Source organism: Bacteroides sp. Phil13, from assembly GCF_001940965.1.
Taxonomy (GTDB): domain Bacteria; phylum Bacteroidota; class Bacteroidia; order Bacteroidales; family Bacteroidaceae; genus Bacteroides; species Bacteroides intestinalis.
Genome location: NZ_MSHA01000083.1, coordinates 62500 through 86336 on the forward strand (window position 1 = coordinate 62500; position 23837 = coordinate 86336).

Genomic DNA, 23837 nt, shown 5'->3' on the forward strand with positions numbered 1-23837 from the left:
AGATTACTACTATATATCTGATTTCTACTGTTTCAATAGAACTATCATTTTCAATGAAAAATCAAAAAAGACCATCCTTGCATTTACATTTTGTTCAATATGTATCTGCGCCTCGCTCAATTCATCCATCATTCCCATTACATTCCGTTCGTTGATAAAAGGGGCGAAGCGGGTGGCAAAGTTTTGTTCGGGCAAAGTCATGTAACTCATCTCTTTGCAATGCAGGTTATAGATGAAATTCTCGCGTATCATACGCTGGGCGTATGTTAGGAAGTTCTTCTGTCGTTCGCGTCCCATGCCTGCCAGTTGCTCACTCCATTGCTTCATTTCACGTATCTTCCGTTGATAGGAAAGACGCATGAGGCTGACAAAGAGTTCAAAGAACAGTTCGTTTTCTTCGTTCAGGTGAATGGTTTCCAATGCTTTGATAAAGTCACCGTTGGCAAGATGCGCCAGAGTGAAACTATCATTAGGGCGTACACCGTATTTCTGTTGCAAAGCGTTGGCAATATCCGTTTCTTCTATTTTGCGGATGTTGAAACGTTGCGTACGGCTCAGGATTGTCGGCAGTATCATATCCGGAGTTTCGGATATCAATAGGAATACTGTCTTTTCGGGAGGCTCTTCCAGCAGTTTCAATAACTTATTGGCACAAACTACGTGCATTTTCTCCGGTAGCCAGACAATAGTAACCTTGTAGCCACCTTCGCTCGATTTCAGACTGAGCTTACGTACTATCTCGTCACTCTCCTTTGCATAGATGATGGCTTGTCCGTTTTCAGCATCCATCTCATTTAGCCAGTGGTTGAGACTGAAATAAGGACTGTTCAGCACCAGATGGCGCCAGTCAGCTATGTAATCGTCGCACACTTCTTTCTTCCCTTTTTTTACGATGGGAAAGACGAAGTGTACATCCGGATGTACCAGCTTATTCCACTTTACGCAGGAGGGACAAGTGCCACAGGCATCTGTATCTGTACGGTTCGGGCAACAGATGTAACGGGCATAAGCCATTGCCAACGGAAGTTTTCCCACTCCCGATGGACCGCAGAAGAGCTGAGCATGAGGAATACGCCCCTCTTGCACTTCCTGCCGGAGCCGCTGTTTGGCTGCTTCTTGTCCTATTACCTCTTTGAAAAACACGATATTATATATGGTTTTATAATTTACAACTAATGTTACTTGATTTCGGTCTTAGTATACCAGCTTTGCAACTTCTTTTATACTGTCCACTGCACCGATGGAGTAGAAGTGAATGCTGGGTACTCCATGTTCCACTAATTCCTTACATTGCTTAGCACACCATTCGATGCCTACTTGTTTGGCTTCTTCATCCGTTTTGCATTTCATCGCTTCGCATGTCAGTTCTTCGGGCAAGTCCACTTTGAACGTCTTGGGTATCATGCTGATTTGAGATATCTTCTTGAACGGTTTGATACCTGGAATGATGGGAATGGTAACTCCGGCTGTCCGGGCACGTTCTACAAAGTCGAAGTATTTCTGGTTATCATAGAAAAGCTGTGTAACAGCATATTCTGCACCGGCTTCCATTTTCTTTTTCAGCCAGTAGATATCAGTGTCAATATTGGGAGCTTCTTCGTGTTTTTCGGGATAACACGCCACGCCATAGGAAAATGGTGTATTGGTCACTTTCATTTCCGAGCCATCTACGAAGATGCCTTTATTGAAGTTATTGATTTGTTCTTGCAGTTCAGTGGCATGGTGGTAGCCATCACCTTCGGGAGTGAAGACGGACTCATGTTTTGCTTTATCTCCACGTAACACCAGTAAGTCGGTAATACCCAGGAATTGCAGATCGAGCAGTACATATTCTGTCTCTTCGCGGGTGAAACCACTACAAAGAAGATGCGGAACTACAGTGATATTATATCTGTTTTGGATGGCGGCAGCTACGGCAACAGTTCCCGGACGGCGGCGTAAGCGATTGCGCTGAAACAAACCGTTTCCCAGATCTTTGTACACATATTCGCTGCGATGTGTGGTGATATTGATGTATTTCGGGTCAAACTCCCGTAAAGTATCTATGGTTTCGTACAGCTTTTCGATGCCTGTGCCTTTCAGCGGTGGCAGTATTTCAAAAGAGAAAGCTGTCTTCTCATTGCTGTGTATCAGGTCGATAATTCTCATTTCTTTTTCGTTGTCTTTGTTCGGTGAACAAAACTTATTTGTACATTGGGAACAAAAATACGAAAAAGAAATGAGATATGCTTTTATTTGTTGGGCTATTCTTTTATACAACGTATAGAAAAGGCCTTATAGTAAGTTTCATTTTTAACATGAGTTGCGGCGACAGAAAACTTGGTGCTGCTTCCGGTGAAACTTATTGATTGTTCTGGTATGCTATTTTCTGTCTCATTTAGTGTCCAGTAGCATACTAATTGTTTTTGAGATATATTTTTTCCTGCTCCCCAAATCCCTACGGGATATGCTGAGAAACCGGTTAGATTAGAGCCAGAATCAATCGTGTCACCCTCTTTTAAGACTTCCCATTCTCCGGCTTTTAATATCGAAGCACTGTCTTTGGTGTATTCTTTTAAGGCTTGCCAATCATCACTATCTGGAATTTTCCATCCTGCAGGTGCCAACTCTCCTTCAAGTACAGCTTCTCCATTATAAAAATATGTTTCTGTACTCTGAGGTCTGAAATAGCCAGGACCTTCTCCCAACTGAGTTTTTTTATTCAATGTAGTTCCATTCCTGTACCCCGTCGCACATAAATCTTCTCTCATCCAATATTGAGTGCCTATTTTTACGATTGGATACTCATAAGTATTTCCCTTTCGTATATCCCTGATGGTATAGCTGACAATATCTATGCTGATTGGATCTTCTGTTTCTTCCAGTAGGATTTCCCCCTTTTCATTAAGATAGAATTTGTCAACAGACTGGAGATTCCCTCCTGTATAAGCAAAGGAACTATCGTCTGTATTCCAGTTTATGCTTCCTCCGCTTATCGCTCTTTCATCATCCAGTAGTTTCAGAACAACGCCTTTGCTCAGATTGCTCGTTTCATCTTCTTTCACCGGGTATGCAACAATTGCTCTTGAAGTTATTTGATCAGATTTTAGATACTCTTTACAAACTTCTGCCATTGGCTTGCCGTCATGGTAGATTCTGTATATGTTCGATTGAGAGAAAGTGAGTGCCGCCAAATGAATAGCTGTAATGCCGCCACTGTTATTAGTATCTTTACTATCTCCGGGCAGCCAGTCTTCAACTGTACTGGTTATTCCGGTAAGAGAATGGCTGGTTGTCTGCATAGCCTCGATATCGATTTGGCATTGTGTACTTCCTGTCATATTCAGTTTTGGCATTGGGCAGGTATATACTTTCCCGTTCCATTCCATTATAAAAGATTGAGCGTTAGCATCAGCATCTTGTGGTATGATGATGAATTCTTTTCCTGTTAAAGTCCCTTTTACTATGTTCCATTCACCATATGGGATGATATCTGCTTCCTCTGTCAGCTTTATAAACTTGTCCGTATCAGTATTATATTCTGCTTTGGTCTTGAAGCCTACTGCGATAATTTGAGGATTCGCTTTATATATCTTTGTTATATCTTCTCCAGTACCGGCTGTGATTGTGATTTTTATCTTGGTCAACTTATGCTTGTAATGAAGTACGACGGCATCTTCGCTGCTTTCTACATTTTTTTCGGAGGCTATCATGAAATCGGATATGGAGAGAGCTTTTGCGCTGCTTTGGTCGGTTTGTACAGATACAGGAATGGTAGATTGGCCTGTTTTTATTCCGGTTGACTGATAGGGGTAATAACTGATAAAATTGAGTGTGGCATCTCCTGCCGGATAGAAAACTGTCTTTTCAGGGATGAATGCATTCTTTTCCCCACATTCCAGTTGTAAATTGTCAATGTAGCGCTTTTCTGTAATTGGAGTAGATGGAAGCATTGCATATAAACCTACTTTATCTCCTTTTTCAAAGGCAGTATTAGTCACGCGTGTATCAGCTTTGCTGACTTTTGTTGTGAAATTGATGGGGATAGTACCGGGAACAGCATCGGGAGAAGTTTCTGAGTCTAATTCATTGACACAAGAACTAAATAAGAAAATAATACAGAATGAGAATAAAGTCAGTCTGTTGTTTTTGATAGTTGTTTTGTTCATAATAGTATGTTTTTTGTGAAACACGACTGTCGCATTTCAAATTAATGTGTTAATTAAAACATCGGAATATCTGGGGTGGGTAAGGACCATAATTGGTATAGAAAAGTCAGTGGCTTTGGGATGCTAATTAAGTGAATTCACGCTTGAACTCCGGTTCTGTTCCATCTTAATGTTTTTCAATGTTCATTAACTTTACAGGCGGCAAAGGTAGGATAATATTTTAAATACATGAAAGGAAAGATGCTTTTTTGTTGATAATTTTATCTATAATGCTTTGTATGAAGAAGATAAATAACTTGAAATAGCTCTACATTTTCATTCTTTCGCGGGAGATTTCAAAATTATCACGTACCTTTGTACTCTAAATTAAAGATAATCTGATAACTTATGCCATTAAATTTACCTGATAAGCTGCCGGCGATAGAGTTGCTGAAAGAAGAGAACATATTTGTTATTGACAACTCCCGCGCCACGCAACAGGACATCCGCCCGTTGCGCATCGTTATCCTGAACTTGATGCCTTTGAAGATTACCACGGAGACAGATCTTGTGCGTTTGCTCTCCAATACACCGCTTCAGGTGGAAATCTCGTTCATGAAAATCAAGAGTCATACATCCAAGAATACGCCTGTAGAACATATGCAGACGTTCTATACTGACTTTGAAAAGATGCGTGGTGAGAAGTACGACGGTATGATTATCACCGGTGCCCCTGTAGAACAACTGGATTTCGAAGAAGTGACTTACTGGGATGAAATAATGGAAATATTCGATTGGGCGCGTACGCATGTCACATCCACCCTTTATATCTGTTGGGCTGCACAGGCCGGACTCTATCATCATTATGGAGTGCCCAAGTACGCGTTGGACAAGAAGATGTTCGGCATATTCGAGCATCGTCCTTTAGATCCGCTGCACGCTATTTTCCGTGGTTTCGATGATATGTTCTATGTACCCCATAGCCGCCATACGGAAGTACGGAAAGAAGATATCTTGAAAGTGCCGGAACTTACTTTACTTTCGGAATCGGAAGATGCAGGCGTACACCTGGTGGTAGCACGTGGTGGACGTGAGTTCTTTGTCACCGGACATTCGGAATACTCTCCACTAACACTGGATACGGAATACCGCAGGGATGTGGATAAAGGTCTACCTATTGAAATACCTCGTAATTATTATGTGGATAATGATCCGGACAAAGGTGTGATGGTACGTTGGCGTGCCCATGCCAATCTGCTGTTCTCTAATTGGTTGAACTATTTCGTTTATCAGGAAACTCCGTACAATATTAATGATATAAAGTAGCTACAAGCTACGAGCTGTGAGTGACAAGACCTTGCGGTATATAGTGTAGCACTCGTAGCTTGTAGCCTGTAACTTGTAACTAAAACGATATGATAAAGCAACGGAAGATAGAGTTACTGGCCCCTGCCAAGAACATGGAATGTGGCATTGAAGCTATTAACCACGGTGCGGATGCAGTGTATATCGGTGCGCCTAAGTTTGGCGCACGTGCAGCAGCCGGCAATTCGTTGGAAGATATAGCTGCTTTGGTGGCTCATGCCCATTTATATAATGCCCGGATTTATGTGACTGTCAATACCATCTTAAAAGAAGAAGAACTGGCCGAGACGGAGAAAATGATTTGGGACTTGTATCGTGCGGGAGTAGATGCCCTCATTGTGCAAGACATGGGAATCACTCGCTTAAACCTACCGCCTATTCCCTTGCACGCCAGTACCCAAATGGATAACCGTACACCGGAGAAAGTACGTTTCCTTGCAGAAGCCGGTTTCCGGCAAGTAGTATTGGCACGTGAGCTTTCCCTTCAGGAAATCAGCCATATTCATAAAGCTTGTCCGGAAGTGGCGTTGGAAGTGTTTGTGCATGGGGCACTTTGCGTCAGTTATAGCGGGCAATGTTATGTCAGCCAGGCTTGTTTCGGACGTAGCGCTAACCGGGGAGAATGTGCACAATTCTGTCGTTTGCCTTTCAGTCTGGTGGATGCCGACGGAAAAGTAATTGTACGTGATAAGCATTTGCTATCCCTTAAAGATTTGAATCAGAATGATATCTTGGAAGAGTTACTTGATGCAGGTGCCACTTCGCTCAAGATAGAAGGTCGTCTGAAAGATGTTTCTTACGTAAAGAATGTTACGGCTGCTTACCGCCAAAAGCTGGATGCTATCTTTACACGCCGTAAAGAATACGCCCAGGCTTCTTCCGGTACTTGTAATTATACATTCCGTCCCCAGTTAGATAAAAGTTTTAGTCGTGGATTTACGCATTACTTCCTGCACGGACGTAGTGAAGATATTTTCTCTTTCGATACTCCGAAATCCCTCGGCGAAGAGATGGGAACCATGAAGGAACAACGCGGAAACTACCTCACAATAGCCGGATTGAAATCATTCAATAACGGTGATGGTGTTTGTTATATCGATGAGCAAGGACGTCTGCAAGGATTCCGTATCAACCGTGTGGACGGGAATAAACTCTATCCGGCAGGTGAGATGCCCCGTATCCGTCCGCGTACTGTGCTTTACCGTAACTACGATCAGGAATTTGAGAAGTTGCTGGCACGTAAGTCTTCCGAACGAAAGATTTCCGTATCCTTGCTTTTGGCAGATACCGCCTTCGGCTTTGCTCTGACTATCACGGATGAGGATGATAATAGCGTTACACTTTCTTTCCCTTATCAGAAAGAACTTGCCCGTACCCCACAGGCAGATAACCTGCGTACCCAACTCAGTAAATTGGGAAATACTCCTTTTGAAGCTGGAATATTAGCGGATAATCGTTCGTCCGAAACAAATTCCGCCATAGAAATCCGTTTTTCTGATAATTGGTTCCTTCCCGCTTCCGTAGTAGCCGACTGGCGTCGCCAAGCCGTAGACAAGCTGGTTACCGTTCGCCGTATTAATTATCGGCAGGAAGTGGTAGTCTGGAAACCTACAACTCATGCTTTCCCTTTGCCGGGAACTTCTTCTAAGACAACAACTTCCGCTACTTCATTAACCTACCTCGGTAATGTAATGAATACCCGTGCCGCCTCTTTCTATGCCGATCACGGCATTGCTACCGTAGCTCCGGCTTATGAGAAACAATCTGTACCGGGTGCTGTTTTAATGTTCTGCAAGCATTGTTTGCGTTATAGTATGGGTTGGTGCCCTACTTATCAGAAGGGACGTTCACCCTATCGGGAGCCTTATTGTTTGCAAGGAACTGATGGTAAGCGCTTCCGCTTGGAGTTTGATTGTAAGAATTGTCAGATGAAAGTATATGCAGAATAAGAGAGAACATATTCGTTATCACCACAGAGCGGCACAGAGTAACACAGAGTTTCTTAAATATCAAAAAAGACTCCGTGCAACTCTGTGCTACTCTGTGGTGATAGCGATTATTATCAGTCTGGTTTCCTGCCGTTACTCCCGTCCCAGTCTGGATGATGAAGGTATCAGTGATAAAATCCGCGACTCTCTGACCTACCTTTACGACCGGCATTATACGTTGAATACGAATCTGGAAGTGGTGCAGGATTCCGTGGTGCTTGCCTGTCTGCCGGTGAAGGATTGCTACAATACTCTGTATAGAGGAGACCGTGTAGTAGTGGCCGAATTTGCCATTCATTCTGCTGATAGTGTGGACAGTGTTTGGGTAAAACTGGCTCATTCCCAGGAGATACAGGGCTGGATCGGGGAGCGGGAAATGATGCAAGCTTTTGTACCTACGGACAGTATCTCACAATTCATTTACTTGTTCAGTGATACACATGCTTCTTACTTCGTGATTATTTTCGCCTTGTTTATCGGTGCCTGGGTGTTCCGTCTGTTCCGTCGGAAGCAGTTGAAGATTGTTTATTTCAATGATATTGATAGTGTATATCCGCTTTTACTCTGCCTGTTGATGGCATTCAGTGCTACGGTGTATGAGACGATGCAAGTCTTTGTGCCCGAAACGTGGGAACATTTCTATTTTAATCCTACGCTTTCACCTTTCAAGGTGCCGTTTATTCTCTCAGTCTTTTTACTGAGCATCTGGTTGTTTATCATTGTACTGCTGGCAGTACTCGATGACTTGTTCCGTCAGTTGACTCCTGCCGCTGCCGTATTCTATCTGTTGGGATTGGCTTCTTGTTGTATCTTCTGTTATTTCTTCTTTATACTGACTACACAAATCTATATCGGCTATATTTTCCTTGTTGTTTTCTTTGGACTTTTCCTAAAGCGAATGTGTACTACACTTGTCATTTACCGCTATCGTTGCGGGCGCTGCGGACAGAAATTAAAAGAAAAGGGGGCTTGCCCAAGCTGTGGTGCTATCAATGAATAATAGGGTGTAGCAAGTTCTCTTAACCCTTTCATGCTTATGATACTTACTTTTCCCCTCTTTCCTGCTTAGATGTAATGTAAAAGATGGCATCTTTTGCTGCGAAAGATGCCATCTTTTGATGTTAGAGATGCCACCTTTTGCGACAAAAGATGCCATCTTTTGCATAACGGGTTAGGGAGATGTATGGGGACGGAAGTAATGATCTCTATCAGAACCTGCAACGTAGTTCGATTCCCGCCTGTATGGGGCGGCCTTTCTGCATGAATCCGTTGCCCATGCTTTCAAAGTAGAAAGCAGCGTAGTCTTTATCCAGTGCATTGCGAACCCAGAAGTCAATCTGTCCGTTGCCTTTTTGCAGGCTGAGGCGTCCGTTCAATGTGCCGTAGAAGGCTTGGCTGACATCATTCTGCTCGGTCCAATAGATACGTCCTGCACCGGTGTAGTTGGCATTAAGTTGAATACGGTCCAGCCAATGTCCCGGGTTGATGCGGAAAATGTATTGTCCGCCCAGGCTCAGGGTGTGCTTGGGGACGAAGGGGACGTAATTGCCATTGTAACTTATTTCAATCACTTTATTATCTGCGCTTTTCGCATTCGTCACATACTCTTTGAATGTGGCGTATGTGTAGCCATAATTTGCAGTCAGCGTGAAGTTGGTAGTAACTGCGCCCGCCAGAGATATTTCAGCTCCGAGGCTGCGACTCTTTCCTGCATTTACCGTTTCACGTCCGAGGCCGCTTTGGGCAAAGCGTGATATTTGTTGGTCGCGCGTTTCGAGCCAGAAGAGGGCGGCATCGGCACGCAGACGGTTCTGGAAAAGATTCAGGTGGGTGCCTGCTTCATAGTTCCAGGTCTGTTCAGGTTTGTAGACGGTGGCGGCTTTGGCATCCGGGTTTACTCCGGCGTCAGGAAAATGTCCTTCTACCAATGCCTTATAAGCATCGGGAACATGCGGCATGATTTCTTCTTTAGATTGTTTCATCATATCATTGCGCAGGCTGGATTGCAGCAGGTCGGAGAACATTTGGATGTTGTAGCCGCCCGAACGGTACCCTTTGCTGACAGTCACATAGACGTTACCGGTGTTTTTCTTGAAATCATATTGCAAGGCAAATTTCGGCAACAATTGCAGATAATCTTTGCTGATGGAACCTTCATATCTTGATTCAACAGTCAATGCGGTTTCCGGCATCATCGGGATGTCTCTGATAACTTGTCCGTTCTGTACCATCTGGCCTGTGATGCCTACGGTGTAGTCCATGGCTGTGCCGGAGTTATAGTCCATCTTCATCTTCTCATAGTCCAGTCGAAGCCCGGCGGTGAAAGAGAGTCCGCCAAGTCCGAATACGTCCCGGAAGGTGGATTGGTGAAACAAGGCTCCGTTCAGAAGCGGTGTCTCGAAATCTCCGTTGATGGGCAGGCGGGTGCTGGTTATCTTTAATGACGGCATGATGTTCATGCTCGATGTCGGACCCATCGGCACTTCTATCTTCGATGGAATCACGCTGCCCAACATCTGATCCATCATCGCCATACCGTCTTCCTTGAATGTGACGGGGGCAGTAGTATTCAGCCATTGATAGAAGCCGAAGATGCCCGTTGCCCATTGCCAGCGGCGGTTTTCCTTGCTCTTCATCACAATTTCTTCACTGATGGTATTGATGCGTTGTTTCTGTTCCAGTGTATACGTATCTGAGGCTGTGAAATCCTGATCCAGAAACATACGATCCTTTAGATGCTGATATCCGGTTACGGCACTGAGTGTGAAATTCTGCGCCTGGTACTCTACATTAAGTCCGGCATTCAGCAGGTTGCGGTAATAGCTACTTTCATCATTGTAAGCCGTCTTGGCTACATCTCCGGTTTCTTTATTGTAGAGTCCATACGGGTAACCGCCCTGGTCACCATATTCATAACTTACATTAAAGTCGAGCTTCCAATTATCGCTGGGCAAGTAGATGGCGCGGATACGTCCACCGGCAGACTGCCCTTTATCTACCTTTTTATTGTTGAGCGCTGCATTGCGGAAGAAACCGCCTTCGTATTCATAAAATCCTCCAGCCGAGAATGCAAAGCGCTCATTCATCCGGTGATAGTGAGTGACGGAAGTATTGTATTGATTGTGTGTACCTGCCCCTATCCGGAAGTCAGTACCTTGATAAGAGAAAGGAGATTTGGTATGTACTTTAATAAGTCCACCCATCGCATTTCGTCCGTACAGTGTACCCTGCGGACCGCGCAGCACATCAATACGCTCGATGTCGGAATAATTGAAATCGAATGCGGATTTATCTATATAAGGTATATTGTCGACGTATAATCCTACGGACGGGGTGTTGATACGCGAGCCGATACCGCGGATATAAACGGCGGAAGTCAGGCGCGAACCGTAGTCGGGAATAAATATATTGGGGACAAGTGCGGTTAGGTTTTTGATTGAGTTCACTTGTGCAGCCTGCATGTCTTGTTGCGAAAGCAGGGTGACGGCATTGGGCAGCTCGCGCAACTTACGGTTCTCTTTGGGTGCTGCAATGATCAGGACTTCTTCAACGTCCACTATTTTCAGGGTATCCACTTCCTCTGCACATACGTTCCCTATCGACATGAGTGCCAGGGCAAAGGCTAACAATTTACTCTTATTCATTCTTTGTCTTTTATTATTTTGCCTGCAAAGAAAGAGGATTCTCTTCGTTCCCGCAATCCTCATTTATTAGGATTTGTGGGGGCGGAAAGGGATGTTTGTCGTAACGGTACTGTTACGGGCGGCGTAATAGGTCTGTTACGGGTGGCGTAAAAAAAAGGGTGCTCAAATCCGCGCTTAAATATCAATTCGCATTTAGATGCGGTCCGCTTCTACATATCCGTGCATTACAGCATAAATCGTTAGTCCGGCTACTGATTTAATGCCCAGCTTCTCCGTAATATTCTTCCGGTGGGAGATGACGGTAGTCAGGCTGATATTCAGTTTATCGGCTATTTCTTTATTGATAAGTCCTTTGGTTATCAGTACCAGTACTTCTATTTCGCGGGGAGAGAGATCATGTTCGCTGTCGGCATGAGGATTACCGCACGGATGCGCTGTTGCACCGTGGGGATGTCCGTGGGGGTGGCTATGAGGATGTCCGCCTTTGTGTCCGAACTGATGCAGTTGCAGGATGTTTCTGATCAGTGTTTTCTCATCCTGATAAATATTCAAGGTCGGTATTCCTGCCAGTTGAGGCTGATTGTCACCGTTTGCCAAAACAATGGTCTTGGGCTTGCGCGGTAGGAAAAAAGCGGTATGCTCAAAATATATCTGTGCTGAAACAAAATAATGCGCGTACATATCGGGAGTATCGTCCATCAGTTCCTCGAACGAACTGAATACACGGATGACGGCCATCGGGATAATTTCTTCCAGAAGGCTTTGCAATCCCATACATGATAAGGTGTTGGAGTCGACAATTGCTATTTCGGGAGCTACCATAGTATTTCTTGAATTTCTGCAAAAGTACAGATAAATTTTAGGATGTTGGCTATTGTAGCTGAAAAACAGTAACTTTCCTTAATAGGTTTCCATAGAACTTTGTGCTTTTCTCTTTTGTTGTTAAGTATATAATTTACTTAATACTACTGATTTATGAAATATGATATAGCTATCATCGGCGGTGGTCCTGCCGGATATACGGCAGCCGAAAGAGCGGCTGCAAACGGGCTGCAAACAGTTTTGTTTGAAAAGAAAGCTATTGGCGGTGTTTGTCTCAATGAGGGGTGTATTCCTACCAAAACTCTGCTCTATTCCGCCAAGTTGTGGGACAATATGAAAGGCGCGTCCAAATATGGCATCTTAGTGCCCGACGGTTCGGCGTTCGATATGAAAAAGATTATCGACCGTAAAGATCAGATTGTGAAAAAGCTGACCGGTGGTGTGAAGATGACGGTCAATTCGTATGGTGCTGTTATTGTGCCACAAGAAGCCGTTATTGTGGGTGAGGCGGACGGACGCTTTCAGCTTTCGGCTGCCGGTGAAGTATATGAAGTGACTTATCTGTTGGTATGTACAGGTTCCGATACATTGATCCCTCCCATTAAAGGGTTATCTGAAATTGATTATTGGACATCAAAGGAAGCATTGGAGATAACAACTTTGCCCTATTCACTTGTCATTATCGGTGGTGGCGTTATCGGAATGGAATTCGCTTCTTTTTTCAATAGCATGGGTGTGCAGGTGCATGTTGTTGAAATGATGCCCGAAGTATTGGGTGCTATGGATAAGGAAACCAGTGGTATGCTGCGTTCGGAATATCAGAAGCGTGGGGTTAATTTCCATTTGAATGCCAAAGTAATTGAAGTCGGCAAAGAGGGTGTCACTATTGAAAAGGAAGGTAAGACTGCACTTATCGAAGCCGAAAAGGTACTCGTCAGTGTGGGTAGGAAAGCTAATTTGTCCCAGGTCGGTTTGGATAAACTGAACATTGAACTGCTACGCAACGGTGTGAAAGTAGATGAACATATGCAGACTTCCCATCCTCGTGTTTATGCCTGTGGTGATATTACCGGACACTCTATGCTGGCACATACTGCCATTCGTGAAAGTGAAGTTGCTGTCAATCATATCTTGGGAGTGGAAGACCGTATGAATTACGATTGTGTACCCGGTGTGGTGTATACCAATCCCGAAGTAGCGGGAGTAGGTAAGACTGAGGAAGAACTGAAAGCATCCGGTATCAGTTATCATGTACAGAAGTTACCGATGGCCTATTCCGGTCGTTTTGTAGCCGAGAATGAATTGGTGAACGGGCTTTGTAAGTTGATATTGGACGATGATGATCGGGTGATAGGTTGCCATATGCTGGGAAACCCTGTTTCCGAATTGATTGTTCTTGCCGGATTTGCCGTGCAGCACGGATATACGGTGGAAGAGTTTCAAAAGACTGTTTTTCCGCATCCGACGGTCGGTGAAATCTTCCATGAAACTTTGTTTGCGTAATGTTTTGTATTGATAATCGCTGTACGGATATTTATTTTAATCTGGCAGCAGAAGAGTATTTGTTGAAGCAGAAGCGAGGTAACTTCTTTATGCTTTGGCAGTCGGAGCCATCTGTAGTGATTGGGAAACATCAGAGTGTGGCGGCGGAAGCGGACGAGAGGTTTCTGGATGAAAAGGGAATAACCCTGGCACGCCGTTTCTCCGGTGGAGGTGCTGTATATCATGACCGGGGAAATATTAACCTGAGTTTTATTGAAACCGTAAAACAGCCGGACTTTGGATATTACCTGCAACAGGTCGTCGATTTCCTCGAAAAGGTAGGCATCTCAGCTTATGCTGACCAGCGTTTGGGTATTTATGTGGACGAACGGAAAATATCAGGTAGTGCGCAGTGCATACACAAAGACCGTGTGATGTATCATTGTACTTTGTTGTTTTCCACTGATCTGGATACGTTGAATGCGGCATTGAATGGCGATCCGGATGTAGAAAGCCGTTTACCGGGTTCTCGTACTATGCGTGCAGTACCTTCCGTACGGAGTGAAGTTGCGAATATAAAAGAGTTTTTGTCTGAGCCTATGGACATCAAACGTTTCATGCATTTGCTCTTTCACTCCTTTGTGGATGATGACGATAACCGGATTTACCGCTTCTCTGCCGGAGATATGGAAGCCATCGAACGGTTGAAAGCGGAAAAGTATGCCTGCAAAGAGTGGATATATCATAAATCCGCATTAACTTTTACTTAAGTTAAAAACTTACTACTCAGTTGTTTGTTGTATAATAATAAACCGAGAACCTAAAACTTAACTATATGTCAAGATTTGAAATAAAGATGCCCAAATTGGGTGAAAGTATAACCGAAGGTACCATCATCTCATGGTCGGTACAAGTAGGAGACATCATTAAAGAAGATGATGTGTTGTTTGAAGTAAATACCGCTAAGGTTAGTGCCGAAATACCATCTCCGGTAGAAGGTAAAGTCGTGGAAATTTTATTTAAGGAGGGAGATACCGTAGCTGTGGGTACGGTGGTGGCTATTGTCGATATAGGAGGTGAGAACTCCGAGGATGAGGATAGCGTAGAGGCTCTCCAAAGTTCTGCTACTGATGAGAGTGTTGCGGTTGTTTCTAAGGCTGCCTCTGAGGAAACTCCTCAAGTCAAGGCTGTAAAATCGGAAGAAGAGCGTTGGTATTCGCCTGTAGTTCTTCAGTTGGCTCGTGAGGCCGGCATTCAGCCTAAGGAACTGGATACTATTCCGGGCACCGGATATCAGGGACGGGTGAGCAAAAAGGACATCAAGAGTTACATTGTCCGGAAACAAAGTGGCGGTATAATGATTGCTAAACCTGCTGCAACTCCTGAAGTACAACGTATTACACCAGCTTCCGGCACATTCTCAGCAGAAGGTGTTGAAGTTAAAGAGATGGATCGTGTACGTAAGGTGATAGCCGACCACATGGTAATGTCGAAACATACTTCCCCGCACGTAACTAATGTTGTGGAAGTGGATGTAACGAAACTTGTGAAGTGGCGTGATAAGAATAAAGATGCTTTCTTCCGTCGTGAGGGGGTGAAACTGACTTATATGCCTGCCATCACAGAAGCTGTGGCGAAGGCGCTGGCTGCTTACCCGCAAGTGAATGTATCGGTAGAGGGATATAATATCCTGTTCAAGAAACATATCAATGTCGGTATTGCCGTTTCTCTGAATGATGGCAATCTGATTGTTCCGGTGGTTCGTGATGCCGATCGTCTGAACCTGAACGGACTTGCCGTAGCCATTGATTCACTGGCACTCAAGGCTCGTGATAATAAGCTGATGCCCGATGATATTTCCGGTGGCACTTTTACGATTACGAACTTTGGTACATTCAAGTCTTTGTTCGGTACACCTATCATCAATCAGCCTCAGGTGGCTATTCTGGGAGTAGGATACATTGAGAAGAAGCCTGCCGTAATAGAGACCCCGGAAGGGGATGTGATTGCCATCCGTCATAAGATGTATCTGTCCCTCTCTTATGATCATAGAGTCGTGGATGGTTCATTAGGTGGCAACTTCCTCTATTTTATTAAAGATTATCTGGAAAACTGGAAAGAATAACTTAATACCTTGATAAGTATGAAAAAGTACAATATAAAAACCACAGATGTGGAACTGCTGAAGAAATGGTATTACCTGATGACGCTGGGGCGTGCGCTCGATGAAAAGGCGCCCGCTTACCTGTTGCAGTCCCTTGGCTGGTCCTTTCATGCTCCGTATGCCGGACATGACGGGATACAGTTGGCCATCGGACAGGTATTTACCAAGGGAGAAGACTTCCTTTTCCCTTATTACCGTGATATGCTGACTGCCCTTTCCGCCGGAATGACGGCAGAAGAACTTATACTGAACGGTATCTCCAAAGCTACTGATCCGGGAAGTGGGGGACGCCATATGTCCAATCATTTTGCCAAACCCGAATGGCATATCGAGAATATATCCTCGGCTACAGGTACACATGATCTTCATGCAGCCGGTGTGGCACGTGCAATGGTATATTATGACCATAAAGGAGTCGTTATTACTTCACACGGTGAATCTGCCTCATCCGAGGGCTTTGTCTACGAAGCTGTCAATGGTGCCAGCCTTGAACGCCTGCCCGTTATTTTTGTATGGCAGGATAATGGATATGGTATATCTGTTCCGAAGAAAGACCAGACGGCAGCCCGTAAAGTGGCGGATAACTTCTCCGGATTCAAGAATCTGAAGATTATCCATTGTAATGGAAAAGATGTGTTCGACTCCATGAATGCCATGACTGAGGCCCGTGAGTATGCATTGCTGAACCGGAATCCGGTAATTGTACATGCCAATTGTGTCCGTATCGGTTCCCATTCCAACTCAGACAAAGATACTTTGTACAGAGATGAAAATGAACTGGCTTATGTGAAAGAAGCTGATCCGTTGCTGAAGTTCCGCCGGATGCTGTTGCGTTACAAGCGTCTCACGGAGGAAGAACTGAAAGAAATAGAGGAGAAAGCAAAGAAAGACCTGGCTGCTGCTAATCGTAAGGCGCTGACAGCTCCCGATCCTGATCCTAAAAGCATTTTCAACTATGTATTGCCGGAACCTTACGAACCGGAAAAATATAAAGATGGAACACATCGCGAGACAGAAGGAGAGAAGAAATTCTTTGTAACTGCCATCAATGAAACGCTAAAAGCAGAGTTCCGCCATAATCCTAATACCTTCATCTGGGGGCAGGATGTTGCCAACCGGGATAAAGGGGGCGTGTTCAATGTAACCAAAGGAATGCAGCAGGAATTCGGCGAAGCTCGTGTATTCAGTGCACCTATCGCCGAAGATTATATTGTCGGTACAGCAAATGGTATGAGCCGTTTTGATCCTAAAATCCGGGTAGTGATAGAAGGTGCGGAGTTTGCCGACTATTTCTGGCCTGCCGTAGAACAATATGTGGAATGTACCCATGAGTATTGGCGTAGCAACGGACAGTTTGTTCCTAATGTAACTTTGCGTTTGGCTTCCGGTGGTTATATCGGTGGCGGACTCTATCACTCGCAAAATCTGGAGGGCGCTTTGGCTACTCTGCCCGGAGCACGGATTGTTTGCCCGTCCTTTGCCGATGATGCTGCCGGACTGCTTCGTACAAGTATACGTTCCCGTGGGTTTACGTTGTTTATTGAACCGAAAGCATTGTATAATTCCGTAGAAGCAGCCACCATTGTTCCTGATGATTTTGAAGTTCCTTTTGGGAAAGCGCGTATTCGCCGTGAGGGCAGTGACCTGAGTATTATCACCTATGGTAACACAACGCATTTCTGCCTGAATGTTGCCGAACGTTTGGAAAAAGAAGGTGGCTGGAGTGTGGAAGTGATCGATATCCGTTCTTTGATACCGTTGGATAAAGAAACCATTTATGAGTCTGTGAAGAAGACCAGTAAAGCCCTGATTGTTCATGAAGATAAAGTCTTTGGTGGCTTCGGTGGCGAGATAGCAGCCAGTATTGGTACAGACTTGTTCCGTTACCTGGATGCACCGGTACAGCGTGTAGGCTCTACCTTTACTCCTGTAGGTTTTAATCCAATACTGGAACGTGCCATTCTGCCGGGTGCAGATAGAATTTATGAAGCAGCCAAGAAGCTGTTGGAATATTAATTTAATAATAAGTTATTATGAAAGAGATAGGATTATTTTATGCAATGAATGCTGCCAAGACTTCTCATATCGCAGAGAAGATACGTGAGAAGCTCGGACACAAAGAAGTGGAAATGATTATGATAGAAAAGGCTTGGCAGAATGATTTCCAGGCTTATGATAATCTGATAGTAGGTGCATCTACCTGGTTCGACGGTGAATTGTCTACCTATTGGGACGAAATGATACCGGAGATAGAAAGCCTCGATTTGAAAGACAAGAAAGTTGCTCTCTTCGGACTTGGTGACCAAATCGGTTATCCTGATAATTTTGTTGACGGCTTGGGAATACTGGCTGATGCCTTTGAAAAGGCAGGGGCTATCCTTGTCGGATTTACGTCTGCCGAAGGTTATTCATTTAACCGGTCAAGAGCTTTGAGGGATGGTAAATGGTGTGGACTGGTGATTGATATAGAGAACCAGTCGAAGCTGACGGATGAACGGATTGCAGCTTGGTGTGAACAGTTGAAAGAGGAATTTTGATATAATATGAGGGGCTCGTTAGAGAGCCCCTTATTTTATATTACTTTGATTCCATCAGGAGCTTTGACTGTAGAAACTATTTTTCCATCAGCTCCTTTGACATGCTTGATGTAGACTACCCCCAATGGAGTAGGGAAGGTGCCTTCCGCCCATTCCAAATCACCAAGATGGGGAGTTATGCGAAGAGTCTTACAGCCTGCATCCACTATCTTGACACCTAAAATATGCTGTGTCATCCAAGGGGTAGGGCCGGAAGCCCAGCCGTGGCAGAAGCTGTGTCGGAAACTGGGATAACAATAATCGCCGAAATCTCCATGAATATCATCTTTGCCCTCGGGAACGAAATCATCCAGTCTTGCGGCATTATGGGTCCAGTCCAGATTGAAATCTTCCCAGAAAGTGGTTGCTCCTAAATCTAACATCCCACCCCAATACTGGCGGATAATGTCTACAGCTTGCTGATATTCGCCTGCTTGCGCAAGGGCCTGCAACATGTAGTAGCCATAAAAAGTGGAAAAGTCCTTTGCACCACCTACTGAGATAACTTCGCTGCATGCTTGTTCGGGCTTCATTAATCCTGCGATGGACATTAGTGCGGCTGCTTGTTTCAAACCGTTAGGTTGTTTTATCTGCTTTTTCAGTCGCTTGGATATGGCACGGCATTTTTTTGCATGTTCCTGTTCTTCCAGTAGATTGCATAATACCTCTGCATTTTTCAAAGCCCAGCCAAGCAATGCTCTGCATCCTGCTTCAACCCCCGGCTGATTAGGACTTGACGGCCAATCCAGAAAGCGTTGTTTTGCCAGATTCTCATTGCCTTTCTCGTCTACACATTCATCTATGCGGTCGATTACTCCGGTAATGTAGGCACGATGGTGACGTAAGAAATCTATATCTCCATTATGCATATACCATTCGTGCTGGATAATCAGGTACCACATTGAATAAGTACTGATTCCATTCAGCCATTGGGGCAGGGGGAACTGCTCGCAAGCCAGATCTATGCTCTTGTTTACTACTTCATTATGCCCGAATACACTCATAATGGTTGCTACTTCGGGGTGCATGTCACCCAGCCATATCAGGCGGTCGCGCTTTATGCCATCCCATAAGTATTCCTGCATATTCAGATGGACGGTGTATGCTCCGGTCATCCATATATCATTCAGACGTTGGTCATTGCAACGGAATGAGCCCAGATAAGGGATATTCCGGTAGCGGAAAATGGCGGGAGCTTCTTTCAGATACATGGTTGTATTGGGTGACAGGCAATCGATACGGATAAAACGGAATCCGGTACTTCCTATTTCAATTTGTCCGTCACTTGGGATCTGCATAATCATATCACGCATAGCATGGTCGTTTGTGGAATACCCCTTTCTCCGTTTGCCGCCATCATTCTGGCTACAGGCTTCACTTACGGACTCTCCGAAACGAATACGTATAGAGGTGGGCTTCCAGGGTTTAGCAGAACCTAACACGAGTTTTAATCCTCCGTGCAATTCCCGTCCATAGTCCAGTAGGATAGAGGCGGTATCACTTTCTGTGGTATGCATGGAGCACATGTTCCTCCTACCAAGTTCTGTTTGTCCGGTACCAGGGAGAAGCAGTATTTCCGCATTGCTGACTAAAGAGCCATTGCTAATCCACATAACCTTTTGAGGAGGTACATATAGGCGTGTCATTTCATCTGTATGGATGTTCAGACTGTCTGCGCCAAAAACGGGAGGAACGTAAGTCTGGGCTTTTGCTGCTCCTGCTATGCATAAGGCTATTGTTATTATGGTTACTCTTATCATACAAATTCTTTATTACTGTCGTTTACTTAACTTAAAGCAATCAATATCCGGTGCCCATCCGAAGTTGTTTCCCATACGGATTACGTTGTTACCGGCTACTAAAGTTACAGGAATGGTTACGGATGTTACTTTTTCTTTGTTGCCGCTATTCAGGTCTTTTATTTCTGTCTTGGTTTCATTTACAGATACTTCCAGTTTCCTGTTTTTGTCGCAGCTATAATAAATAGTCATATCATATTCGCCCCCTTTCTCACTGTACACTTCTTTCCATTCCGCAATATTTTCTTCACTGCCTCCGATATTTGATACTTTCATCTTGCCGGAACAAGCCGGAGATGCGGCATAGAATATCTGTTTAGGGTTCTTTCCCAAGTCATCATAGCAAGGCAAATAGGCCCATTCTGCCTCATAAAGAGTCGGTTCAAGACGTTTTTCTGCTTCCAATCTCCATATTGCAACGCTATGTGGAGGAACTGATAACCGGATATTGTCTGTCATATTTCCCAAATCCTTGCATTGCATCACATTGCGGACTTTTACTGTTCCCCCCATCTCCAGTTTTTCGAAAGGAACATCGAAATTATATACAGTATCCGATGGATTATACAGAGCTATGGCACGCACAAGTCCCCGCTTTTGCTCAAGGTCTTTCACTAATACATATTCTTCATTCTCATGCTGTACCACGTAGGCCTGTAGTCCTAACGGATCCTGATTCAGTGCTATCAATTCTTTGTTTTTCAGTAAAGCCAATGAAGTTTCAGGAATGGTTGTCATATCGCAACCAATAAGAAGGGGCGAACTCATGATACACCACATTCCAAAATGTACTTCTTCCTCTTCCTGCTTCAATCCGCGACCAACTTCCAGCATGTCCATATCATTATAATGTCCTTCACCGGCATAAGCTGATAAATAGAGATTCTTTCGGATAATGTTCTTCACGGATTCCCAGCGGGGACGTATATCCGGACTGATGCGCCAGGAACGCGCCATGCTTTTCGCCCAAGTACCAGGGAAAGCCCATCGGCAAATATTAATGGAAACATCGGTGCGTCCGGTATTCTTGATTGCTTCGCAAATGGTTGTGTAGCGCTTTTCTTCATCAAGCCCTAATTCTCTGCCACCGCAATAGTCTATCTTGATGAAGTCATAGTTCCATTCTTTCAGATAAAGGTCCATATCCTGCTGCTCGTGCCCGTAGAGGCCGGAGCCAACTCCATTGGCATCATCGTCGTAAATAGAACCACAGGTGTTGTCGCCTGCATCCGAATAGATACCTGCTTTCAGACCTAATGAATGGATGTAGTCGGATATAGGTCTCATTCCATTAGGAAAGCGTTCGGGATGTGCATGCATCTTTCCGGTTTCATCTCGCCAGCCGAAAAATCCGTCATCCACATTAATATATAGATAACCGGCATCTTTCAAACCATGGGCAACCAAAGCATCTGCTTGTTTCTTTATCAATTCCTCGTTGATATTCACATGATAGGTGTTCCAGGAACTCCAACCCATCAGGGGTGGTGAGAAGGATTCCTGCGTGATCTTTTCATTTGTTGATGTGCAGGAACTTGCAGCAAGTATAAGAGCAAGAAGTGCTCCTGTTATAAAATGTCTTTTCATAAGTATTTTTACTTTTATGTCCGAAAGTTAATCAATTAATTTGAATTTGTATGTACCTGGCTTCCTTAATGTTAATGGCTTACCTTCTCCTTTGGTGATAACCTTAACTATGCAACCATTGGGAATTTCGATTGTACTTTCGCCGGTTGCATTCAGTTTTACACTGATAAAGCCTTCTTTGACGGGAATCCTTGAGTTTATCCATTTGAGGTGTAAAAGTTCAGGCTTAATGGTATATTCATTGGGCTTTTCTGCCAATTGGCTGAAACCAATAAGCCCGTTTAAGGCGCCTACTACTGCAGGCACTCCGTTGGCACCGTGGCAAAGGCTTAAACCGTAAGGGCGTCTGTAAAACTCCAGTTGTTTGGCTCTTGAAGCCTCTGTCTGGAAGTTTTCGGGAAAGCGGGTATGTCCTTGATCCATCCAATCGCCGAATACACGGTACATGAAATCCCATAACTCCTTTACCCGTCCTGCCTTGGTATATGCTAGGAATTCATAGCCTTTTTCATAGCTGACAGTGGTATAATAATGGGGCAGATTGGGAAGGATATTCTCAAATAAGTTGTCATAGTGTTCTTTCGGAAATATGTCTGTCAAGATAGCCCAATATTGTGCATGATGTGAAATTCGCTTGTCAATAGTGGTGCCGTCATTCATCGTGCCATTGATGAATGCTTTTCTTTCATCATCCCAGAAGTGCTTGAATATCTTTCTCTTTAAATCTTGTGCCAGCTTATTGTATTTGCTTGCAAGTGCTTTCTCTTTCCATAAGCTGGCAAAGTAAGCACCTGTCATGTAATTGTAATACAACATTATCTGTGCATAAGCAGCCACGCCTTTTCGGGCAGGACCATTGTAGGTAGACCATCCCGGGGTATAACCGAACTGTCTGTCACCATAATTGCCATGTACAAATCCGTCTTCATCAACGATGGAAGCATAAAAGTCAAGCAGTTGGGTAATCCGGTCTTTGTATTGGAGGGAGGTTGTTAAATCTCCGAAACGCAGGTAATTCTGCTTTAACCCAAATAGCGCGTGGAGCGGATAGTCGGGTATACCTATATCGGATAGTTTGGGATTAAGCGGCATCAGTGCTATGGATATTCCGTTTTTTGAAACCTGTTGGTCACCGAACAGGTAGTCGCCTCCCAGTGTGCTGACCAGTGCATCCATCGACCAGGGGAGGAAATCACGTTTCACTCCATCCAGATAGAAGCGGTGCATACTGGTGTGAAGTGTAGCGCTACTCATTTTGAACAGATTGTTGATGTACTCATCATCCGTTTCAAACTGCATCTGATATTCTACCGGCCACATGGAGGCATCAAATTTTAGGGAAGTAATTTCAGCACCTTCATCACATTCAAGAGAAGCATATCTGAGTGCACGTTCAGGTATGCTGATGACACTGCCTGTTTCTGACAATTTGATGGGAGGCAACGGGTATTGTTCCAGCTTCTTGTCATCTCTTTCCAGAGCTTCTTCCGGAGTTTCACCTACTCGTACGGTTACAGTGCCTTTTCCCTTTACCTGAAAAGTGAGAGTACCGATTTCCAGATGGAAAAAGTCTATTAAAGCATAGCCGTTCTTGCCGATTTGTACTCCATCTGCTCCAATGGTTTTGGCATTACGCATTGGAAGTATTTCTTGTGGCTTGATTTGAGCGATTATGTTCTGAGGAGCGTCTGGGCGAGTGGCGGGCTTATTATACATGGAGGCACTCTCAGGAATGGTCCAGTAGTTTTTATCCATACTGACCTGCCATTCATTTGGATTTTCCAGACCTTCGCCTTTCAGTATAATGCAAGGCAAAGAATCGTTCGTTATCACTTCAAATAAAAGGGAAGATTTACCTGCGGGCAGTGTTATCTGCTTATTAGTTGTGGATTGTTTTATTCCATTGACGTAAAGGATAATATCGGATGGGCCTTCCCAACAAAGATTGTTTTTCTTGTGCAATTTTATTTCTCTTTTGAAATAAGCACGGTTGTTTTTAGCAAAGAACTTTCCCGGGTATCCTACGTTCACACAGCGTTCTTTGGAAATCTTGGCTGATTGTTGTTGATAGAAAGCGGCTAATTGTCCCGGATACCACATATAATTACTGTTCCATTCTTCCTGGGAAGGTGCTGGGATTACTGTGACTTTAGAATCTAATAAAGGATCGAATTCTTTGATCTGCGCATAACAGTTAATGGTGGTTACCCAAAAAATGCCTGCTATTAATTTTAGTCTTTTATTCATGTCTTTAATGGATATCGTTTATTAATTTTTCAATGT

16 protein-coding genes are annotated in these 23837 nt (G+C 44.3%); 8 read left to right on the forward strand and 8 right to left on the reverse strand.

Annotated elements, in window-relative coordinates:
- Positions 1-24: 24 nt before the first annotated feature.
- From BWI44_RS15900 to BWI44_RS15910, 3 genes are all read right to left on the reverse strand, one after another.
- Positions 25-1143: a DNA polymerase III subunit gene (locus tag BWI44_RS15900; protein ID WP_007667553.1), complete on the reverse strand. Its 1119-nt coding sequence runs from the start codon at positions 1141-1143 to the stop codon at positions 25-27.
- 51 nt (positions 1144-1194) lie between these two features.
- On the reverse strand, positions 1195-2148 hold the full coding sequence (gene metF, locus BWI44_RS15905) for a methylenetetrahydrofolate reductase [NAD(P)H] (protein WP_195209519.1): 954 nt from the start codon (positions 2146-2148) through the stop codon (positions 1195-1197).
- Between the two features lie 95 nt (positions 2149-2243).
- A complete protein-coding gene (locus BWI44_RS15910; RefSeq protein ID WP_044533152.1) occupies positions 2244-4148 on the reverse strand; it encodes a fimbrillin family protein in 1905 nt (634 codons plus the stop codon).
- A gap of 387 nt (positions 4149-4535) precedes the next feature.
- Here BWI44_RS15910 and metA point away from each other — a divergent pair, with 387 nt between their 5' ends.
- The 3 genes from metA (at position 4536) to BWI44_RS15925 (ending at position 8480) form a co-directional block, all read left to right on the forward strand.
- Positions 4536-5453, forward strand: a complete 918-nt coding sequence (gene metA / locus BWI44_RS15915) for a homoserine O-acetyltransferase MetA (protein WP_007209648.1) — start codon at positions 4536-4538, stop codon at positions 5451-5453.
- An 89-nt stretch (positions 5454-5542) separates the two neighbouring features.
- Entirely contained in the window at positions 5543-7441 is a 1899-nt protein-coding gene (locus BWI44_RS15920; protein WP_195209518.1) for a peptidase U32 family protein, read from the forward strand.
- Positions 7431-8480 (forward strand): hypothetical protein, encoded by a 1050-nt coding sequence (locus BWI44_RS15925; RefSeq protein ID WP_286814982.1) that lies wholly within the window; start codon positions 7431-7433, stop codon positions 8478-8480. Before BWI44_RS15920 ends, BWI44_RS15925 begins: the two co-directional genes overlap by 11 nt.
- Positions 8481-8688: 208 nt before the next feature.
- On the opposite strand, the gene BWI44_RS15930 is transcribed toward BWI44_RS15925, so the two are convergent.
- Together BWI44_RS15930 and BWI44_RS15935 are read right to left on the reverse strand one after the other, a co-directional pair.
- On the reverse strand, positions 8689-11124 hold the full coding sequence (locus BWI44_RS15930; RefSeq protein ID WP_044532001.1) for a TonB-dependent receptor: 2436 nt from the start codon (positions 11122-11124) through the stop codon (positions 8689-8691).
- A 192-nt stretch (positions 11125-11316) separates the two neighbouring features.
- On the reverse strand, positions 11317-11946 hold the full coding sequence (locus BWI44_RS15935) for a helix-turn-helix transcriptional regulator (protein ID WP_007667544.1): 630 nt from the start codon (positions 11944-11946) through the stop codon (positions 11317-11319).
- Between the two features lie 153 nt (positions 11947-12099).
- Between BWI44_RS15935 and lpdA the strand changes: the two genes are divergently transcribed.
- From lpdA to BWI44_RS15960, 5 genes are all read left to right on the forward strand, one after another.
- Positions 12100-13449 carry a dihydrolipoyl dehydrogenase gene (gene lpdA / locus BWI44_RS15940; RefSeq protein WP_195209517.1) on the forward strand — a complete coding sequence of 450 codons (1350 nt, stop codon included), beginning with the start codon at positions 12100-12102 and terminating at the stop codon, positions 13447-13449.
- Complete coding sequence (locus tag BWI44_RS15945; RefSeq protein WP_044533538.1) at positions 13449-14198, forward strand: lipoate--protein ligase family protein; 750 nt, start codon at positions 13449-13451, stop codon at positions 14196-14198. The genes lpdA and BWI44_RS15945 overlap by 1 nt, the downstream gene beginning before the upstream one ends.
- A 65-nt stretch (positions 14199-14263) precedes the next feature.
- Positions 14264-15553 (forward strand): dihydrolipoamide acetyltransferase family protein, encoded by a 1290-nt coding sequence (locus BWI44_RS15950; protein WP_195209516.1) that lies wholly within the window; start codon positions 14264-14266, stop codon positions 15551-15553.
- Positions 15554-15571: 18 nt separating this feature from the next.
- Positions 15572-17608: an alpha-ketoacid dehydrogenase subunit alpha/beta gene (locus tag BWI44_RS15955; protein ID WP_044533536.1), complete on the forward strand. Its 2037-nt coding sequence runs from the start codon at positions 15572-15574 to the stop codon at positions 17606-17608.
- Between the two features lie 17 nt (positions 17609-17625).
- Positions 17626-18129, forward strand: a complete 504-nt coding sequence (locus tag BWI44_RS15960; RefSeq protein ID WP_195209515.1) for a flavodoxin — start codon at positions 17626-17628, stop codon at positions 18127-18129.
- 35 nt (positions 18130-18164) lie between these two features.
- Here BWI44_RS15960 and BWI44_RS15965 read toward each other — a convergent pair whose 3' ends face one another.
- Genes BWI44_RS15965 through BWI44_RS15975 form a run of 3 tightly spaced genes read right to left on the reverse strand, consistent with a single transcriptional unit; the run spans position 18165 to position 23801 of the window.
- Positions 18165-19928 (reverse strand): alpha-L-rhamnosidase-related protein, encoded by a 1764-nt coding sequence (locus BWI44_RS15965; protein ID WP_195209514.1) that lies wholly within the window; start codon positions 19926-19928, stop codon positions 18165-18167.
- A 12-nt stretch (positions 19929-19940) separates the two neighbouring features.
- Positions 19941-21554 carry an alpha-galactosidase D gene (locus BWI44_RS15970; protein WP_118448363.1) on the reverse strand — a complete coding sequence of 538 codons (1614 nt, stop codon included), beginning with the start codon at positions 21552-21554 and terminating at the stop codon, positions 19941-19943.
- Between the two features lie 27 nt (positions 21555-21581).
- A complete protein-coding gene (locus tag BWI44_RS15975; RefSeq protein ID WP_195209513.1) occupies positions 21582-23801 on the reverse strand; it encodes an alpha-L-rhamnosidase-related protein in 2220 nt (739 codons plus the stop codon).
- Between the last annotated feature and the right edge of the window lie 36 nt (positions 23802-23837).

Coding starts and splice junctions, on each gene's coding strand:
- metF (WP_195209519.1), bottom strand. CDS start 2,148: ATGAGAATTATCGACCTGATACACAGCAATGAGAAGACAGCTTTCTCT.
- BWI44_RS15910 (WP_044533152.1), bottom strand. CDS start 4,148: ATGAACAAAACAACTATCAAAAACAACAGACTGACTTTATTCTCATTC.
- metA (WP_007209648.1), top strand. CDS start 4,536: ATGCCATTAAATTTACCTGATAAGCTGCCGGCGATAGAGTTGCTGAAA.
- BWI44_RS15920 (WP_195209518.1), top strand. CDS start 5,543: ATGATAAAGCAACGGAAGATAGAGTTACTGGCCCCTGCCAAGAACATG.
- BWI44_RS15925 (WP_286814982.1), top strand. CDS start 7,431: ATGCAGAATAAGAGAGAACATATTCGTTATCACCACAGAGCGGCACAG.
- BWI44_RS15930 (WP_044532001.1), bottom strand. CDS start 11,124: ATGAATAAGAGTAAATTGTTAGCCTTTGCCCTGGCACTCATGTCGATA.
- BWI44_RS15935 (WP_007667544.1), bottom strand. CDS start 11,946: ATGGTAGCTCCCGAAATAGCAATTGTCGACTCCAACACCTTATCATGT.
- lpdA (WP_195209517.1), top strand. CDS start 12,100: ATGAAATATGATATAGCTATCATCGGCGGTGGTCCTGCCGGATATACG.
- BWI44_RS15945 (WP_044533538.1), top strand. CDS start 13,449: ATGTTTTGTATTGATAATCGCTGTACGGATATTTATTTTAATCTGGCA.
- BWI44_RS15950 (WP_195209516.1), top strand. CDS start 14,264: ATGTCAAGATTTGAAATAAAGATGCCCAAATTGGGTGAAAGTATAACC.
- BWI44_RS15955 (WP_044533536.1), top strand. CDS start 15,572: ATGAAAAAGTACAATATAAAAACCACAGATGTGGAACTGCTGAAGAAA.
- BWI44_RS15960 (WP_195209515.1), top strand. CDS start 17,626: ATGAAAGAGATAGGATTATTTTATGCAATGAATGCTGCCAAGACTTCT.
- BWI44_RS15965 (WP_195209514.1), bottom strand. CDS start 19,928: ATGATAAGAGTAACCATAATAACAATAGCCTTATGCATAGCAGGAGCA.
- BWI44_RS15970 (WP_118448363.1), bottom strand. CDS start 21,554: ATGAAAAGACATTTTATAACAGGAGCACTTCTTGCTCTTATACTTGCT.
- BWI44_RS15975 (WP_195209513.1), bottom strand. CDS start 23,801: ATGAATAAAAGACTAAAATTAATAGCAGGCATTTTTTGGGTAACCACC.